This window comes from Gloeocapsa sp. PCC 7428 (assembly GCF_000317555.1).
In the GTDB taxonomy this organism is placed as follows: Bacteria; Cyanobacteriota; Cyanobacteriia; order Cyanobacteriales; family Chroococcidiopsidaceae; genus Chroogloeocystis.
In genome coordinates, this window is the sequence record NC_019745.1 from 5,360,612 (window position 1) to 5,378,457 (window position 17,846).

At 42.4% G+C, this 17,846-nt stretch carries 18 protein-coding genes; all 18 read right to left on the bottom strand.

Annotation, left to right across the window (positions count from 1 at the left end):
* Positions 1-32: 32 nt before the first annotated feature.
* Positions 33-1,001: a glycosyltransferase family A protein gene (locus GLO7428_RS23585; RefSeq protein ID WP_015191102.1), complete on the bottom strand. Its 969-nt coding sequence runs from the start codon at positions 999-1,001 to the stop codon at positions 33-35.
* A 39-nt stretch (positions 1,002-1,040) separates the two neighbouring features.
* Positions 1,041-2,192, bottom strand: coding sequence for a glycosyltransferase family 4 protein (locus tag GLO7428_RS23590; RefSeq protein ID WP_015191103.1), 1,152 nt, complete (start codon positions 2,190-2,192; stop codon positions 1,041-1,043).
* A 75-nt stretch (positions 2,193-2,267) separates the two neighbouring features.
* A complete protein-coding gene (locus GLO7428_RS23595; RefSeq protein WP_015191104.1) occupies positions 2,268-3,512 on the bottom strand; it encodes an O-antigen ligase in 1,245 nt (414 codons plus the stop codon).
* Between the two features lie 26 nt (positions 3,513-3,538).
* Positions 3,539-4,963 carry a hypothetical protein gene (locus GLO7428_RS23600; protein WP_015191105.1) on the bottom strand — a complete coding sequence of 475 codons (1,425 nt, stop codon included), beginning with the start codon at positions 4,961-4,963 and terminating at the stop codon, positions 3,539-3,541.
* A gap of 45 nt (positions 4,964-5,008) precedes the next feature.
* On the bottom strand, positions 5,009-5,977 hold the full coding sequence (locus tag GLO7428_RS23605) for a WecB/TagA/CpsF family glycosyltransferase (protein ID WP_015191106.1): 969 nt from the start codon (positions 5,975-5,977) through the stop codon (positions 5,009-5,011).
* Between the two features lie 203 nt (positions 5,978-6,180).
* Complete coding sequence (locus GLO7428_RS23610) at positions 6,181-7,197, bottom strand: putative 2-dehydropantoate 2-reductase (RefSeq protein WP_015191107.1); 1,017 nt, start codon at positions 7,195-7,197, stop codon at positions 6,181-6,183.
* A 153-nt stretch (positions 7,198-7,350) separates the two neighbouring features.
* Positions 7,351-8,151, bottom strand: a complete 801-nt coding sequence (locus GLO7428_RS23615; protein WP_015191108.1) for an alpha/beta fold hydrolase — start codon at positions 8,149-8,151, stop codon at positions 7,351-7,353.
* A 48-nt stretch (positions 8,152-8,199) separates the two neighbouring features.
* Positions 8,200-9,522, bottom strand: coding sequence for a salicylate synthase (locus GLO7428_RS23620; RefSeq protein WP_015191109.1), 1,323 nt, complete (start codon positions 9,520-9,522; stop codon positions 8,200-8,202).
* Positions 9,523-9,555: 33 nt separating this feature from the next.
* Positions 9,556-10,038, bottom strand: coding sequence for an SRPBCC family protein (locus GLO7428_RS23625; RefSeq protein WP_015191110.1), 483 nt, complete (start codon positions 10,036-10,038; stop codon positions 9,556-9,558).
* A 61-nt stretch (positions 10,039-10,099) separates the two neighbouring features.
* Positions 10,100-10,894 (bottom strand): cyclase family protein, encoded by a 795-nt coding sequence (locus tag GLO7428_RS23630; protein ID WP_015191111.1) that lies wholly within the window; start codon positions 10,892-10,894, stop codon positions 10,100-10,102.
* Positions 10,878-11,207, bottom strand: a complete 330-nt coding sequence (locus tag GLO7428_RS23635) for a carboxymuconolactone decarboxylase family protein (protein WP_015191112.1) — start codon at positions 11,205-11,207, stop codon at positions 10,878-10,880. The genes GLO7428_RS23630 and GLO7428_RS23635 overlap by 17 nt, the downstream gene beginning before the upstream one ends.
* A gap of 1 nt (position 11,208) precedes the next feature.
* Complete coding sequence (locus GLO7428_RS23640) at positions 11,209-11,607, bottom strand: cupin domain-containing protein (protein ID WP_015191113.1); 399 nt, start codon at positions 11,605-11,607, stop codon at positions 11,209-11,211.
* 15 nt (positions 11,608-11,622) lie between these two features.
* On the bottom strand, positions 11,623-13,170 hold the full coding sequence (locus GLO7428_RS23645; RefSeq protein ID WP_015191114.1) for a benzoate-CoA ligase family protein: 1,548 nt from the start codon (positions 13,168-13,170) through the stop codon (positions 11,623-11,625).
* Positions 13,167-13,583, bottom strand: coding sequence for a holo-ACP synthase (locus GLO7428_RS23650; RefSeq protein ID WP_155823861.1), 417 nt, complete (start codon positions 13,581-13,583; stop codon positions 13,167-13,169). Before GLO7428_RS23650 ends, GLO7428_RS23645 begins: the two co-directional genes overlap by 4 nt.
* Positions 13,584-13,612: 29 nt before the next feature.
* The gene (locus tag GLO7428_RS23655) at positions 13,613-13,855 is read right to left on the bottom strand and encodes an acyl carrier protein (protein WP_015191116.1); all 243 of its coding nucleotides are present in this window, start codon (positions 13,853-13,855) and stop codon (positions 13,613-13,615) included.
* 67 nt (positions 13,856-13,922) lie between these two features.
* A complete protein-coding gene (locus GLO7428_RS23660; RefSeq protein WP_015191117.1) occupies positions 13,923-15,131 on the bottom strand; it encodes a beta-ketoacyl synthase in 1,209 nt (402 codons plus the stop codon).
* Positions 15,124-16,398, bottom strand: a complete 1,275-nt coding sequence (locus GLO7428_RS23665) for a beta-ketoacyl synthase (RefSeq protein WP_015191118.1) — start codon at positions 16,396-16,398, stop codon at positions 15,124-15,126. Before GLO7428_RS23665 ends, GLO7428_RS23660 begins: the two co-directional genes overlap by 8 nt.
* 146 nt (positions 16,399-16,544) lie before the next feature.
* Positions 16,545-17,486 (bottom strand): methylenetetrahydrofolate reductase, encoded by a 942-nt coding sequence (locus GLO7428_RS23670; protein WP_015191119.1) that lies wholly within the window; start codon positions 17,484-17,486, stop codon positions 16,545-16,547.
* Between the last annotated feature and the right edge of the window lie 360 nt (positions 17,487-17,846).

Genomic DNA, 17,846 nt, shown 5'->3' on the forward strand with positions numbered 1-17,846 from the left:
TTTCCTTTTTATTGGTTACGAGAAAACAGTAATCAGTAGTCAAAAGATACTTTAGTAGCTCGTTTTTTACTCATAAAGCTTAAAAGATAACTAGCAAGCTTGTAGGAGAAAAATCTGATAAAAAGTAGCTTAAATAATAGAATTAGAGTATGATTAGTTAGTAAGGTTTGTGGATAAACGCGAACTGCCTTCCACAACATTTGTTGCGCTTGTTTAGCACCATTATGACTAGAAACGCGCTTTAAAGATAATTGTATTAAAGACTGATAAGCATTTGCTAAACATTGTTTTTTTAAGCATTGCAACGGCAAAGGGACAGCAGCAAAGACGCGATCAATGACTGGAAGAAGGCGCTGTTCCATCAGTACAACCTGCGCGGATGCGGAAGTTGGTGACTGACGATAGAAAACTTGTGGTTTGGGAACAACGACAAACTCGACAACCGCCGCCAAGCGCACAAACAACTCCCAATCTTCACCATGCGTCAGTGTCGCGTCAAAGCCACCGACAAGTTCCAACGCATCACGACGCACCAACGCATTAGAACCGCTGTAGAGGAAATTGCGCACTAACAACGGTGCATACACATTTCCTGTAAACCACACTGGTGGTGCAGCATGAATCATCGTCGCGGTGTCGTTCATAAAATACGTCCAACTGTACGCCACTCCAGCATCGGGGTGTTGTTCTAACGCTGCCACTTGACACGCAAGCTTGTCAGTACTCCACAAGTCATCTGCATCTAAAAACGCAAGATACTCGCCTTGGGCGTGCGCAATCCCGCGATTGCGTGCTACTGATACTCCCGCATTCGTGTAACGATGCACTTGCATTCGTGGTTCTTGGATGCGACTGAGTAATTCACTCGTGCGATCGCACGATCCATCATCGATGACAATCACTTCCCAATCGCGCAACGTTTGTTGTTGGACGCTGGCGATCGCTGCGACGATCGTTTGCTCCGCGTTGTATGCTGGTACTATTACTGTTACTTTTGGCATTGTAACTTTTATAAATTGTAGAGTACTTGAATTAATGCCTTAGACAAGCTTTTTATGAGCAGCACTCAATAGTGACTTCTCAATTCCGTTAATCATGTTGTCTAAACTAAAATTAGATAAAATGTGCTGGCGACACCTCTCACCGAAAGCAGGATCGCGATCGCGCCAATCAATTATTTGGGTTAGAGTTTCTAATAAAGCTTGTTCATTTCCAGGCTGAAAAAGTTCTCTTTGAAACTCTGCGGTTAAAATCTCGGGGATTCCTCCAGTGCGGCTAGCAACAACAGGAGTTCCGCAAGCCATCGACTCGATTATGACTCTTCCAAACGGTTCAGACCATAAACTAGGCACAACTGTAACATCACTCACTTGATAAACAGCAGTAGTATTTGTTACATGACCTAGAAACTTTACATCGCTTGCTACACCTAAGTCGATTGATAACTGTTCTAAAGATTGTTGATACTCTTCACCTGCTTCAATACTAGCGTGCGCTACAGGTTTTCCGGCAATTAATAGTTTAGATTTCACTCCGCTTTTCACAAGTAAAGCAAAAGCCTTGATCAATATTTCTATTCCCTTTTCTTTATCAAGTCTGCCTATATAGGAAACAACCCTAGCATCTTCAGCAATATTCCACTGCTTTCTCGTTGCAGAAAAGTTTTCAGAAGGTTGATATATTTCGCGATTAATACCTACATGAACAATATCAATTTTTTCTTCTTGCAAACCAGTATCTAGCCAATCTAGCTTTGTTTGCTGCGAAAGCGCAATAAACTTATTTACACCTTTTAAGCCAAGCGTATGGGGACGACCAAAGTTTTTGGTATGCGGTGGTAATTGCAAATAACAAACAAAAGGAACTTGTTTGATCAAAGATAATAAATAACCAAAAACAACATCGTGATAGCGATTGCTGTAAACTACGCTATTTCTACATATAGGTACTTTCCAAATATCACTAAAAAACTTCAAACTGTGTTTAATCGTACTGCGGTCAAGCAGAAAGCTATTAATTTTAATTAAATGGCTACAAAATTCTTGGTACTGCTTAATCAAATTGCCTTCTTCTAAATACAGTAGGCTAATTTCATGCCCGCGCGCAGCCAAACCTCGGCAAACATCTAATAAAATTAACTCTTGTCCACCGCGTTGTGAAGATGGTTGATTTTCTAAAACGATAACGTGCATACAGTGAGCCTCAATTATGTTACTTATGCTGAAGTGCTTTGCTCAAATTAAATTTTATAAATTCAATGTTTACTTTTAAAATGTTCCAATATATTCTTCTTTGAGAGCAATGCCTAACATTACCAGTCCCAACCAATAAAGGTGAACTATGTAGGAAATATCAATAACAGAACTAAAAATAAATAAAATTAAGATGACGCTCATCCCAACTTTTGCAGTTATACTTTTTTGAACCTTAAAAAGTAAATCAATAAAACTACAAAATAAAGGAGTTGCAAAAGCAAAGAGACCAACTATTCCACGAATAAATAAAAGACCAACCCACGTATGATGAGTGCCAATTCCTGGAGTATTTAGCCAAGGAGTGACAACGCCATGACCCCAAATAGGGGCTTCATACCAGCGGTCTAATGCCAAATTAACTAAAAGACCTCTTACCTCGGAAGAACTGGCGCGAAAACTATCAAATTGTTCGCGGGAAGTTTGAATCAAATTAACAAGTTGAGGACTCAAAATACTTATAACGAAACTTGCGATCGCTAGAGTAATATACGTAACAGGTTGAGCCAGCTTCCCTATAACCCAAACGAGTGTAATAACAATTGGTAAACATAATATAGCTGCGCGCGAGAAGGAGCCAATAATCATAGCGATCGCCCCAACCGCGCCAATGATTTTCCATTTATAGTTTTGCTCCTGAAGCGCAAGAAAAAAATAAATGTTAGCGATCATTCCTAATTCAGGACACCAAGGCGCAAACAACTTTAACCGCAACAGATTAGTTCCATATTCAATTTCGTAAAAGTCTACAGAATAAAGTTCATCCGATCCGCCTCCTAGAATTGCTAGAGGAGAAATATATTCGATGTGAGGTAAGTGCAGCGTAAAAATTAAATAAGAAATGGCAGCAAAAACTAAACTTTGTAAGCAAATTACACAAGCAGCACGATAAATAATTTGAGGTCGGATATGGAGACAGCCGATCAAGGGAAACAATGCTAGAAGTGCATATTGTCTAGCCCAATTGTTAATTGATGAGAAAATAGTTTTTGTGAGTCCTAGATCGAAGTCTATGTGACCTAAAATTAAAGCAAGCTCTAAGAGCAACATAGACACAATCCATACCCAGATTGACCAAGGAACTGTGATTTTATTAGCTGATGAAGTTCGTGTTTGTTGCCAAGTTTGTTTGCATAAATAGAGGGTTAATAGCCAAGCGATCGCAGGAATAAAGATATATTGTGCGCCCAAAAAGTAAAGTCCATAAGTTCCTATAGCAGAATACCAGACTACTTTTTCTGCAAAATTTTGTGGTTTCATACTAAATTTTGATATCAATCAATAGCCTAAAATTCAGACTTTTTATATTTTGAATTAGATTGATTAGTCACTCTTTTCTGATGTTGGCGTATTCCAAATAATGCTATTCCTGTAGTCGCAAACAAAGAACCTAAAGCCGCACCAAGTAAAACAAATTCTTTTTTAGGCCAACTGGCAGTTTCTGGTATATTAGGCGGCGTAATAAACTGCACAAGTGGATAAGAACCAAAAGCATTTGATTTACCTATGTCTAGGCGGGTTAGCGTAGAGGAAAATACAGCTTCAGTAACTTGTAAATCTCGCTTGAGAGCATCTAACACTGATTCTTTTTGTGCTAATTTATTGAGTCTATCTTGAAGTTGAGTAATTTGTTGATCTGTTGCTTGTGCTTGCGCCTGAAATCCTTTTTGTTCTGCTTGAGTTGTGACTAATTGTTGAAAAAGACTCTCGCGGGCTGAATCAGAATTAGTACTATTAAGACTTAATTGATGCAAAACTGCTTGGCTAACAGGTTTTCCTAAAAGATAGCGACTGCGGTTCAATAGTGCTGTTTGTGCGGCGTCTTGTTTAGCCTTTTCTGTAACTAACTGTGGGTTATCAGGTAGAAATTTTGATTCCAAAACGCTTAAGCTAGCACTAGCTTCGCTATAGTCTTTTAAGTTCTGCTGAAAGATTTGATCTGTTTGTAACGTGAAGGCATCGACAGCTTCTAAATCTGATAAATTTAAACTTGCTGAAAGTTGACTTAAACGAGCATTGGCTTGCTGCTGTTGAGCGAGAATTTCTACTCTCTGCTTACGCAGTTGTTCGATATTATTAGAAAGGTCTTTGAGTTGATCGTTAGAGTTTAAACCTGAATCAGCTTTGTAACTAGAAAGTCGCTGCTGCGCAGCTTCTAACTTTTTCCACGAGTCACTCAACGCTGTTTGAAAACCTGCTTCTCGGCGAATCGCTTCTTCACCCCTTAACTCGTTAAGTTTGACTTCAAAGGCGCGATAAAAAGCTAAAGATTTATTCCGCGCTTCTTCGGGGGTTGCACCTCTAAAATCGACTGTCATTATAGTAGTGCCATCAATAATTCTAATTCGCGGTGCGCCAAACTTTGCTAAAGGTATATTTAGCTGACTCGCTGCTGCACTTAAGACAGGTTCACTTTGAGCAATAAATTTGTAATTCTCTCTTGGATCTTGCGTTGAACTCGCGTAGGGTGATGAATTTTCGTAAGAAGCTTGTCCTATGTTTGGTAGGTTGACATTTGCCGCCGAGCCTGCTTCTGGTAAAGTAATCGCAGAGTGACTTGTGTAAGTTGGTGGTATGAGCTTTAAATAAAGCAAAGCTAAAGTTCCAAATGCTGTGTTAGCTAATAGTCCTAATAGTAAATAACGTAGCCAATAGCTTTGCTTTAGGGATGATTTAGGGAAAGATTTAGGGATGATGACAGAACCAGCCATGAGAAATCCTCTGTAAGATATTAAACTACTCGATCTAGATTGCTACTAGCGGTAAGAGAATCTATGAGTGAATTGAGGTTGATTTTTCTCTATTTTGTATTGTGGCGATCGCCTAAAATTTATTCCTAAACTAATTGCTGAAGTTGGCTTGAGCCAAGTTGCAGAACGTTTTACTTCAGTTCGCTTTAAATTGTTAATGCTTTGCAATCTTTCTTGATGAGAATCACTAGAAAAGTTATTAAGTTCTGCTTGCTTTTTGACGTTTGGCTTCTGATTAGCTTGATTACCAAAAACCTTTTGCTTCAAAAGTAACCAGAAAAAAGGTAGATCATCTATTAAGTATCTTTGCCAGAGTCTTTGTGGTTCACATAATAATCGATGGAACCATTCTAGACCAAGATTACTCATCCATTTTGGAGATCTTTTTAATTTACCTGCTTCAAAATCAATCGTAGCTCCCAAAGCTAAAAATATTTTGATATTTGATAGCTTGTGCTTATATTTATAAATCCATTTTTCTTGTTTTGGCGCGCCTAATCCTACTGCTAAAACAGTCGCATCTGTTTGATTAATTTTATCTATAATCTCTTGACATTCTTGTTCATTAGTTTCAAAGCCAAAGGATGGAGAATGTGCGCCTACAATGATATTTCTTGCGATTTTGCTATTAATATTTTCTTGGGCTTGGTTAGCTATACCCTGACTTGCTCCTAAGAGAAATATCTTAATATTTTCATTTTTTTTATGATAACTGTAGAAGTTAGGAAAAAAATCTGAACCCGATATTTTCTCTTTGATGGGAGTTCCTAAGAACTTAGCAGCATACATGAGAATCTGGCTATCACAAACTTTATAATCAGCTATATTATAAGCTTCGGCAAAATCTCTATCCTTTTGCAACTTGATAAGGTGGTCTACATTAGTTGTGAAAACAACTCCGCTATTGAGTTTTTCTAATAGTTCTAATTTGGGTAAATTGTCAATTTCAATATTTAATAAATTTACCTTTTTCATTTTATCCCTCCGAGCTATCATTCAAACTTTTTATGCTTATTGCTTTAAGAATTTGAATAATTGTGAGTATTCATTTATGTGTATTCAGTACAGAGAATTGCCATAGCACAGTTTTTTTAGACAACAGTTCTTACTTGAATACATTGCGTAAACATTTAGCTCCAATGCCCTAATGCTTAGCGCCATGCTGGAATTATTGAAACTTAGTGAGCTAAAACCGCGATCGCTTTATCTGTACAGTAATACGTATCTAAAAACTTTAGCTGTCGGTAAAGCATGGCAAGTTGTGGAGTATCGATACCAGCTTGTTGCGCCGCACGTAACGGATTGCCGAAAATTGCCTCTACTTCTAGCGATCGCCTGTAGTCAAAGTCAATTTTTGTGCTTGTGCGGTAAGGTCCCATTTTAGCGATATATTTGAGTCGTTTCTCGATGTAGTCATCTGCGATCGCTCGATGATAAGCCACTGCAACTGTTACCATCTCCTGCATCATCTCCTCGACCAAAACCCGCGTATGCACGTCACTTATCAAGTCTTTGATAGTTGCATTAAGTACGACAGTAAGACCATTAAAGGGAATATTGCAGATAAGTTTTTTCCAACGTGCTAAAAGCAGATCTTCCGCTAATTGAATGAGAATACCAGCACGTTCAAAGTCGGTTTTGACCTGAAGCATTCGTTTGGTAATTCCACAAGCTAGATAGTCATAAGCGTATTCGGCAAGCGTAATCACACCATAATGAAGATGTCGGAAGTGACCTGGAGCAACTTTATCGTTACACGTGAAGCACAACCCACCCATCACGCGATCTGATCCGACAATCGCAGCGACTTCTTCTTCCACACCCAAACCATTTTGCAACACTAAGACAACACTATTATCTTTGACCAAACACGGTAGCATTTGTCGCAGTAAATTGTTTTGCGTTGTTTTTAAGGCAACAACAATCACATCACAACATGGCATATCATGCACATTACAGTAGGCGTTCACCTGCGGGAGGCGGAAAGTACCATCTGGAGATTCGATAAATAAACCATGTTTCTTGACGTACTCATAATCGCTGCGAAGCAAAAAGTGAACGTCAATTCCAGCCTGTTGTAGTCGCGCACCATAGAAGCCACCTAATGCGCCAGTACCAAGAATTGCATAGCTGCGGTTTTCGCTCAGCGATCGCCTAGCCGAAGAATTGAAATTAGAGTCAAATCGTACTTCCATATTCAACCCTCACTGAGGATCTTGAGTAAAAACGCAGGAATATAGCAAAGGTCAGGGTTGAAAATCAGTCAGGGTAATGGTTATTCGTATCTTCAATGTCCTAACTACCCCAAAGAAACTGCTATAGCAGCAATCAAAGATCAGGGGAAAAGATTAGTTACGAATTTGTAAACCTGATAGCAAGCGATCGCCCTTGACAAAATGCACGATTTCTGATGCAACTTTCGCGGGTTGTTCGACGTGCAAATAGTGACCCGCGCCAGGTACAGTGACTAAATGAGAGTTTTCGATTTGCCAGTGTAACATCTTAGATTTGCGCGGCGAGATAATCACGTCATCATCTCCGGTGAGAATCAAAGTCGGAAGCCGTAAAGCTGACACCGCGCTACTCAGATCGACAGAACTCACGCCCATAAAATCTGAGGCATTGGCTTTTAAGCGAGTATGTTGAAACTCACCTAAAACAAGTTCTTTGAGATTTTCGGGGACTTCAGGCGCAAAGCTTTGCCAAAGAGTTTCGTGATTCCATTGCCCAGTTATCGCCTGCTGAAGAAAATCAGGATGAAGTTGAATGCGTGCGGATGTTGCCATCAAAACCAACTGCGCAACGCGATCTGGGTAAGCCAGCGCAAATTGCAATCCGATCAAGCCGCCCATCGATTGTCCCACGTAACAAATCGGATGCTCAATTCCTAAGCTATCCAAAAAGGCATTGAGGAACTCAGCCACAGCGTCGATCGAATCAGGGACATACCCATCTGAAGCCCCATGTCCTGGTAAATCAATCGCGACAGGAAAGCATTCTGCCGCATCGAGTTGGGCTAACATGGGTTCCCAATGACGACTGCTCCCTCCAGCACCGTGTACTAACAACATTATGCGATCGCCAGAAGACGGTAAGCCCAAAGGCGCATGATAATGAGCTTTGCGATTTGCAACCTGAATAAAAGACATACTTGCAATGCGTAAATGGTCATGGGTAATTGGTAATGGAATGACTAATTAAGACTCCATCACCAAATTGGTGAGCATCGTATTCATCTTGTTAACTGATTCGACAAATTCATTTTGTGGAACTGATTCAGCAACGATACCTGCACCTGCATTGAGATAAACCGAGTCACCATATTGATAAACCGAGCGAATTGCGATCGCTAAATCTGCTGTCCCGCTGCTATCGATCCAACCAATACCACCTGCATAAATGCCTCGTGGTTCTTCTTCCAAGCGGTCAATCCATGCTAAAGCTTCGTGTTTATTAATTCCAGATACCGTAATTCCAGGAAATAATACTTTCAAGGCATCCCACAGCGTTTTCCCTGGTTTGAGTTGTCCCCCAACCCGCGACGATAAATGTTGCACGCAACGATATTGCTTAACTTGCATAAAGTCAAAAATCTGCACAGTTTCGGGCGAACAAACTGTACTAATCTCGCTTTGTGCTAACCAAACTGAAAGCGCGTGTTCTTTAACTTCTTTAGCATCAATAAATAACTCATCACTCAAGCGCGTATCTTCTTCTGAATTAGAACTACGCGGACGCGTCCCAGCTAGCGGATTGGTAACGACAAAACCATCGGTGCTAACTTCCATCAAAATCTCAGGACTAAAGCCCACAGCGCAGACATCTCCCACGTGCATACAGTACGATCGCGCCGCGTTATTGCTCTTGGCTCCTAATACATAAGTACCAAGAACGTCCATATTCCCTTTTACCTTCACTGATCGCGAGATAATCGCTTTATGCAACTCGCCATTTTGAATTGCATCGATTAAAGTTGCAACTTGTTTTTCATATTGTTGATTTTCCGTTGCAGCCACCTTCGGAGGTGTCGGCACGTATTCTGCTAATTTGCTATCAGCGGATAAGACTTCTAAAACTTTGGCAGGCGATTTAATACTTCTAATGTGTACGCCTTTCGTAGTGATATAAAGTTCAGTTTCTGGAACCAAAAAGTATAGTAATGGCTGATCGATTGCTTTGGAATACGAATAATAAAAGCGGGCAATATCAAAGCCAACGTAACCATAAGCTGTCCAGTTTTCTACTGGTAAAGACGCAAAAATCGCCTCGACTTGCTTAAGAGGATCGGTACAACTTTCTGAGTGTTTCTGGCTCATAAATCGGCTAGATACAGCTTCAGCGCTGACTGAAACCTCAGCTAAAGCATTGCCCGCAATCCGTACCTCGCTTTCGCTTTCGTACATCACATATTCAGAAAAAATCCCTGTTTGCAATAAAGTTTGCAAAACAACGAGTGGATCTTTCTGACCTGGAACAAACATTTCGTGATAGGTTAAAAAATCAGTTGCTAGCTGGTACATTGATATGGCTCCTTCGGGTGGTTGCGGTAAGAATTAAACAGCGTTTGTTGTCAGAGACTTTACAGACCAAGCTTCAACTCTTTCTTTAATTGCTCGCATTTGAACGCGGGTATTGCGGTTGAGAAAGGATTCCATTTGCTCGGTTGTCCACTTGCAATCGTCATGGATTTCAAATTTTTGCATCCAAGTCATCACCACACCCACGCCTTGCGGTAACTCTTCATACGTCCAATGGATTTTCATGTCCTTGAACGGAAAAGCTTTTTCGACACGTTCAGCGGTAGCTTGTTTACCAGGCTTGTCAATGAGTCGGCGCGAAACCCAAGTCCGCGAAGGGCGATCGCCTTCAGGATAAGTCGTCAAGCTAAACAAAACTTCGTTACCATTACGCTCTAGCACTTCGGCTTTTTCGTACTCAGTAAATAATTGCGGCCAAAGTTCAATATCGTTTGTCAAGTCAAAAACAGTATCAAAATCTCGCAGAATAACAATATTGTTTTCGGTATAACCTGTCATATTTGTACTCCTTGAAGCTATAAACTACTGTTGTGAAGTCGTTGAATAGTTAATTCAAAACTCAAAACTCATTAACTATCCCTACTGCGCGTACCCAACTTGCATCTAAACCTTTAACACGCAAGGGAAAACAAGCGACTTGAAACCCTGTGTCGGGTAGCTGATCGAGATTGGCAAGACGTTCGATTTGAATATATTCGCGTTCGCGTCCGTAGAAGTGTGCGGGCCAAAGATAACTGCGATCGCCTGTCCGCCAAAAGTCTTCTAGCATTGTGACAAATGGACGGTCAAAACCATAAGTGTCAATGCCAATAACTTTAATTCCCTGTTCTACTAACCACTCGGTAGCTTCGCGACTCATCCCTGGTGCATGGGAAAAATACTCGCGCTTGCCCCAGAGTTTATCGGTTCCTGTCCAAATCAGAACAATATCAAACGGCTTGAGTTGATGTTGCGTTGCGTCTAGGGCAGTTTTGATATCTGCAATGGTAATAAAGTCTTGCGGCTGTTTGTGGCGTAAGTCGAGGCGTACTCCGTCACTATAGAACCACTCTAACGGTAGCTGATCGACCGAACGTGCTGGCGAACCTTCACAATCTGAACCGTAATGAATTGGTGCGTCAATGTGCGTTCCCATGTGTGTGGGTAAGGTGACAGTATCTAAAGTAATAAACGCACCATTAGGAAAATCTTCCGGTTCGAGACGGCGAGAATCAGATTTCGCAGCGTTCCGCGTTGCCACTTCCGCACAAAAATGCTTAGCACCATCGATATGATCGAGTCGCTCGACGCGAATTTCCATCGGTTCTGACGCCGAGTTTTCGACCAATACGCTCAAATCAACCAGCCGCCGCACCTGCAACCTCCTTCTTATCGGCTGTCATTGCGATCGTCTCCATCGCCTGATCCAACGCCATATTGACATCGGTAATGCCCACAATCGGTAATGCTAAAAGAATCGCGGCGATCACTTCTTCTTTAGTTGCACCAGCTGCCATAGCGCGCTCTACATGAGTATTAATGCCTCGTAAACCCCGATGCGCGCTGAAGATACCGATAATAATTAATTCATTGACCTTTTCATCAAGCGGAGAATACTGCTTCACCGACTTTGCCAGATCGAAGAAACTCTGGGCAACATCCGGTGCTTCTTGCATCATGTTCTTCATTTTAATGTTCTCCTTCAAGAATAATGTGTCCGTCTTTGGGGGAAGGTGCTAAAGGGGCTGAGGCGAAAACAACGCGAATTTCTTCATTGCCAACATTGACAATCGAATGCGCTGCACCTTGGGGAGTCAGCACCGCTTGTCCAGCTTGAAACGGAACAACACCCACATCTGCAATTTCGATTTCGCCTTGCCCTTGCAATACGTAAAAGCACTCTTCGCCATGCGGATGCGCGTGACATAATACTCTGCCACCCACTGGTACGGTTGCTGTCCCCATAATCAACTTGGTAGACTGTACGCTGGTAGGAGAAATCAACACATGAATCTCGCCACCTCGGTCATCAATCGTCGGAACGTCACTCGGTCCCATTACCAAGCGTCTTTTTTGCTGCGTTACCATTAAAGTTATCCTTTGTTATTGAACCAGTTGACTGGCTTTGAGTAATGCTTTACGGTGAATTTTTCCCGTTGAGGTACGCGGTAAGCGTTCTAAAAATTGAATTTTTTTCGGAGCTTTAAATCGCGGTAGTTGCATTTTGGCAAATCTGCGAATACTCTCTTCTAGTTCAACCGACTCGGAGAAACCAGCTTTGAGGCTGATGTACGCCACAACTTGTGTTAAATTTTCACCACTTTCTGATTCCGGTACGACTGCAACATCAAGTACACTTTCGTGTTGCAGCAACACATCTTCGATTTCAAACGGCGACACCCATTGTCCGTTAACCTTAAACAGGTCGTCTTTGCGTCCCATAAACCAGAAATAGCCATCTGCGTCACAAAGATATTTATCTCCGGTACGCATTGTATTACCGTGGATGACTTGGCGCGTTTCTTGGTGACGGTTCCAATACCGCAGCATTAAACTGTCGCCACCTACTTGCAAATTACCAATTTCACCAGTAGGCATTGATACGCCATTTTCATCAATGATGCGGACATCGTAACCAACAACAGGTTTACCCGAACTACCAGGACGACACTCGCCTAAACGATTGGAAAGAAAGATGTGTAAAAACTCAGTTGTGCCAATACCTTCGCAAATTTCTATACCGTAGGTACTACGCCACCTTTGCCAAATGCTTTTTGGTAGTTGCTCTGCTGCCGATACGCATAAGCGCAATGTGGAAGCATCTAAAGGAGCAATATCTTGCACTGCCAGAATACTAGCATAGGTAGCAGGAATTGCAAACAAAATTGTCGGTCGATGGCGATGAATATCGGCAATAATGTCAAACGCATTATTTGCATCTGACAAAATCGATGCTGCGCCAACCGCCATCGGCATATATAAAGTGTTGCCTAAACCGTAGGCAAACGGCATCTTAGCGATCGAATACGTGATGTCGTCTTGATGCAAACCAAGCGTTGCTTTACCGTACTGTTCTGCACAGAAGACCATACTACGATGAAGATGAATCGCGCCCTTGGGTCTACCTGTACTACCGGAAGTATAAAGCCAAAACGCTGGTTCGTCGGGGGATGTTTGTGCGGGTGGTAGTTCTTGAGAAAATGAGCTTGCAAGTGTCCTAAAGGAGTTCTCTCCATCAGTGAGGAGGATATTCCGTAAGAACGGAGATTGAATTGGCGAAAGTTTGTCTTGCCACTCTTGAGTTGTGAGTAAGATTTTAGCGCGGCAATCTTGCAAAATGTACTCAATATCATCAAGGTTACACGCCGTATTAATTGGTACTGGAACAGCACCTAACCAAATCGCCCCCCAAAAGGCAAAGACAAAATCTGGACTATCAGGTAAGAGAATCGCGAATCGATTTTCGCGTTCTAAACCTAACTCGGCAAGTAATCCAGCAGCAGCACAAATTTCGTTACTGACTTTGCGATACGTGTATGTGTCGTCCTGATGATACAAAGCAATTCGTTCGCCATAGCCTTTATGCAAATTACCTTTGATAAAGTAGGCTGCAACATTGAAAATATCAGGTAATTGTTCGTACTGATTCATACGTGTTCGCCCTTAGAAAGAACGTGAACCATCACATAGTCATCCCAGTAGCACCAAGTTGCTAGCCATGCTTTCACTCCACACTGCAATGCTTTTTGTTTTGCTGCGCCGCGTAGCTTGATTGTTAATTCTGACTGAGAGATTATCGATTCAATCTCGTTCCAGTTGATATCAACTAATCCAGTTCCTAGGGCTTTGCCTACAGCTTCTTTAGCGGCAAAACATACGGCGTAATACCGATTAGGATAAGGTGCAGATTGGCACTGTTCGATTTCGCGAGGAGTAAACAGCAGAGTCAGCGTTTCACTGTTGTAGCGACTGACGAGCGAGGCAATTTTGCTAACGGGTGCGATATCAATTCCGATACCTTTAATTTCGGCAAGTTGTCTTGGTTGGGCAATTTGTAGATACATGAAACCTTGTATTCCTTTTCCCGTGGGCATCATGTCGCCGTAGCCGTAGCCGCGATCGCGCTGTTAACCATCTCGCAAACATCTTTTAATGTCATGTCCTTGCGGGATTCTAGTTTGACATTGACACCAAAGCGGCGTTTGAGTCCAAGGGAAATATCGACGGTTTCTGTTGAGTCGAGTTGCAAGTCTTTGCGCAGCAGTGCTGTTTCTGTAATCTCTTGTTCGGGAATTCCTAAATCAACTAAGATGTCTTTTAGCGCATCCATGACCATAGGTAGATACCTCAATCAAAAACGTAACTTTAGTGGTAATTGGTAATTGCTGCCATGCGCGATCGCGTCACTTAGCAATCACAAACGATGCATTCACTCCCTCGCGGGCGCGGGAATTGACGAGTGCGTGGCGTACCGGATGATTTTGTGGTTGCGTCACAAAGTTGAGCCGACAGTCTGCATCTGGCTCGGTTTGGCTCATTGTTGGTAATTGTTCGGTTTCCATTGCTAAGAGGCTGCAAGCGACCTCAGTAACGCAACTTGCACCATAAAGATGACCGTAAAGTGCTTTCGGAACAGAAACCGCAACCTTTGGCGCTTGGGCAAAAACTGTAGAAATGGCTTCGCCTTCGATGCGATCGCTTTGTTGCGTTCCGCAGCCTTCGGCTAAAACAACATCAATATCTGTGGGTTGAATTTGTGCAGATTGAATCGCACGTGTCATGCAGCGCTCAAAGTGAATGCCGCTTGTAGGATCGGTATCCGTCGTCATGCAACCTGAGACGACTTTACCGTAAATCTTCGCACCTCGATTACGGGCGTGTTCTTCAGACTCTAGCACTAAAACGGTACTTCCTTCACCTAATACTAAGCCTGTACGATTGCGGTCGAAGGGTAAATAAGCTTTTTCTGGATCAGTCGCGGCGCTGACTTCTCCGGTTTCGTAGTAACACGTCATCCCAAACCGCGTGATCGGTGCTTCTGAACCGCCAGCGATCACAACATCGTTAAATCCTTCTTGAATTGACTTGATACCAAAGTACAGTCCACTTGCACCACTGGCGCGATCGCAAACAAAACTCTTACTATACCCGCGAATTCCATAGCGAATCGTCACATATCCTTGGGCAGCTGTCGGAAACCACGCGGTTGCTTGCCAAGGATTGACCATCGTTGCGCCGTCGTTATACAGTTCGTAAAATCCGCGTTCGCAGATATCCCAACCGCCTGCATTGTTACCAAACCAAACGCCAACGCGATACGAATCTTCTTGAGTTAAATCAAGTGTGGCATCTTGCAGCGCTAATTCGGTTGCCGCTAAAGCGTAGTGCGTAAATCGATCTGTTTTAACAATAAAGCGGCGCGGGATATAATCGGCTGGTTCAAACTCGGCAATCTCACCCGCAACTTTAGTTGGAAAGTCTGTCGAATCAAAGCGGCTAATCTCGCGAATTGCCGACTTACCTGTACTAATATTGTGCCAAAATTCATCTTTACCAATACCAGCAGGGTTGATAATACCAATACCAGTAATTACTACATCGTGTTTACTCACCTAACGACTCCTGATACTTTTTGAAAATAGCTGCCGAATGAATACCGCCGAAACCACTCGCTGTGAGCAGCGCGGTGTTGACCTCGGTGGAACGTGCTTCGTTGGGTACGTAATCAAGGTCACAATTAGGATCGGGAAACTCGTAATTGGCAGTTGGATGAATAACCGAAAGTTCAATTGCGCCTAAAGTTGCCACAACTCCTACTAAACTGGCAGAAGAGAGCGAATGACCAATCATCGACTTGGTTGAGCTAATTGGCAAGCGGTATGCTTTATCGCCTAGTACTTGCTTATAAGCATTCGTCTCAAATAAATCGTTTTGCGGTGTGGAACTACCATGCGCGTTGATATAATCAAGCTCTTCTGGTTCAACATTACCTAGATGGAGCGTCCGTTCCATCACTGCTGCCATAGGAACTCCATGGTCGGGAAGATCCGTCATGTGAAAGGCATTGCTGACGCTGTAGTAACTGACAACTTCCGCATAAATGTGGGCGTTGCGATTCAGCGCGTGTTCGAGTTCTTCAAGTACGAGTACCGCACCAGCTTCACTAATGACAAATCCACCACGCTTGGCATCAAAGGGACGCGATGCCTTTTCTGGTTCGCAATCTGCTACTGAAAGCGATCCTATAACATCAAGTGTTGCATATGTCAAGCTAGTCAGTGGCGCTTCGGAGGCTCCAGCCAGCATTACCTTGCATTCGCCAGAGCGAATCAGTTCAAAACTCAACCCCAATGCATCTAACCCCGCCGTGCAACCGGTTGATAGTGAAGTACACGGTCCTTGAAATCCGTGTTTCCGTGCCAAGAGCGCCGCAGGATAATTAAACATCCCTGCGTTGTAAAAATTCTCACCCGTGGCAACGTGTTTTAACGGCTGGGTACCTTTTTCGCTACACCGCTCAAAGATTTTTTGAATTGTTGGCGTACCACCGATCGCCGATGAAAAGATAATTCCTAAAGATTCAGGATCTTCTTGACTCAAGTCTAAACCTGAATCCGCGATCGCCGCCGTTCCAGAGACAACGCCAAACTGCACAACTCGATCTTGTTCAACTAAGTGGTCAAACTCTGCTCCCGAACAGTAATCGGAAAGATCAAAATCAGCAACTCGACAAACCACTTTACTTTTAATCCCCATCGCCTCCATTTCTGGATCGGCTTGCAAATACGATTGTCCGCGAATTGCATTTTTCCAAAACTGCTCCTTACCGATTCCTAAAGGAGCGACAACACCAATACCTGTAATGACTACTCGTTTCATTCTTTAATTCTTGGTAAGAAAAGTGTTTGATATAGCTTCGATTGAGCTAATTCTTATGCAGATACAAGGCAACCAGTTTAACTACAAATATCAATAGTCACTTTCACCGTGTAGATATAGCGAGCTTTAATTGTGTACTTTGTGTCCTAAGAGAGTGGGAAGGCTTCGCCAAAGTGGTTCGAGGCGAATTGCCGTAACCCTGCTAACTCGACAATTTGAGAACAATCACTCGAACCAATCAATCGTAAATGAACGCCGCGAATGCCTTCTATCGCTTGCATTCCTTGAATAAGCTCTAAAGTAATTTTCAGACTTTCTGACTTACAATCACCCCTGCGAATGCGCTCGACAACTTCATGAGGAATGTAGAAGCCTGGCATTTTCTGTAAAAACTCAAGTCCTTTCCAGCTACTAAAAGGAAAGATTGCGCCGATAAAATGAACTCGCTGATGCAACCCGCGTTTCACAACTTCTGCCATCCATTGCTGCATTGCTGCCAGATCGAAAGTTGCTTGTAGTTGAATGTAACGTGCGCCGCGAGCAATTTTTGCCTCCAAAAGCGCCATACTCTCCTCTAATTTATCCGGCGCGGCATAGGGAAGTGCGATGGTTCCGATATAAAAGTCAGGTGCGGGCGCGATCGTATCTCCATTAAACATCTTGCCATAAGTTGTTAAGTTGTGGATTGCGGCGATCGCATCAATTGCAGAAATATCATTTGCCTCCTTTGCTTCTGGATCGCTACCAATTGAACAGGGATAGCCTCCTAAAATCATGATGTTGCGAATTCCCAGTGCTGCTAGCCCTAATAAGTCACTCTGCAAAGCAATTCGGTTTTTGTGGCGTAGTGTGAGTTGCACAACAGGTTCAATTCCTATTTGTTGAATTAAATGTGCGGCTACAACATTAGATAACCGTGCTTGTGACAGCGCGTTGTCATTTAAATGCACTGCATCTACATACGCAGCAATCTTTTCTGCTTTGCTAATTAATGGCTTTATCTTGTAATGTCGCGGTGGCGTTAACTCAGCTGACACAACAAAATGATCAGCATTTAACAATGTTTGTAACTTATTTACAGCAATCATTGGTTAAATTTAATGCTTGGATACCAACATGCCACGAGATTTATTCGTCTGTTAAACACCTATTTATTTATTTTCGGATTGGCTATTACTTTGATGACTCAAATCACTCCGTGTTCCAGTCATTAATAAGACTAATGTTAATTATCATCTCCTCAAATGATAATTTAGGCGAATTTTGTTTATTACTCCTATTAACTAATTTAAAACCTGTAAAAAATTCAGCTAACAATGCTAAAAAAAATGTAAATTACTATGAAAGACATAGCTAATTTTTCACAAGCATCCTAAAAGATAGAGTTGACTGATAAACAATAAAAGCTTTAGCTCTAGCAAAAAAACTCGGTTGGTTCTCTAGCGATT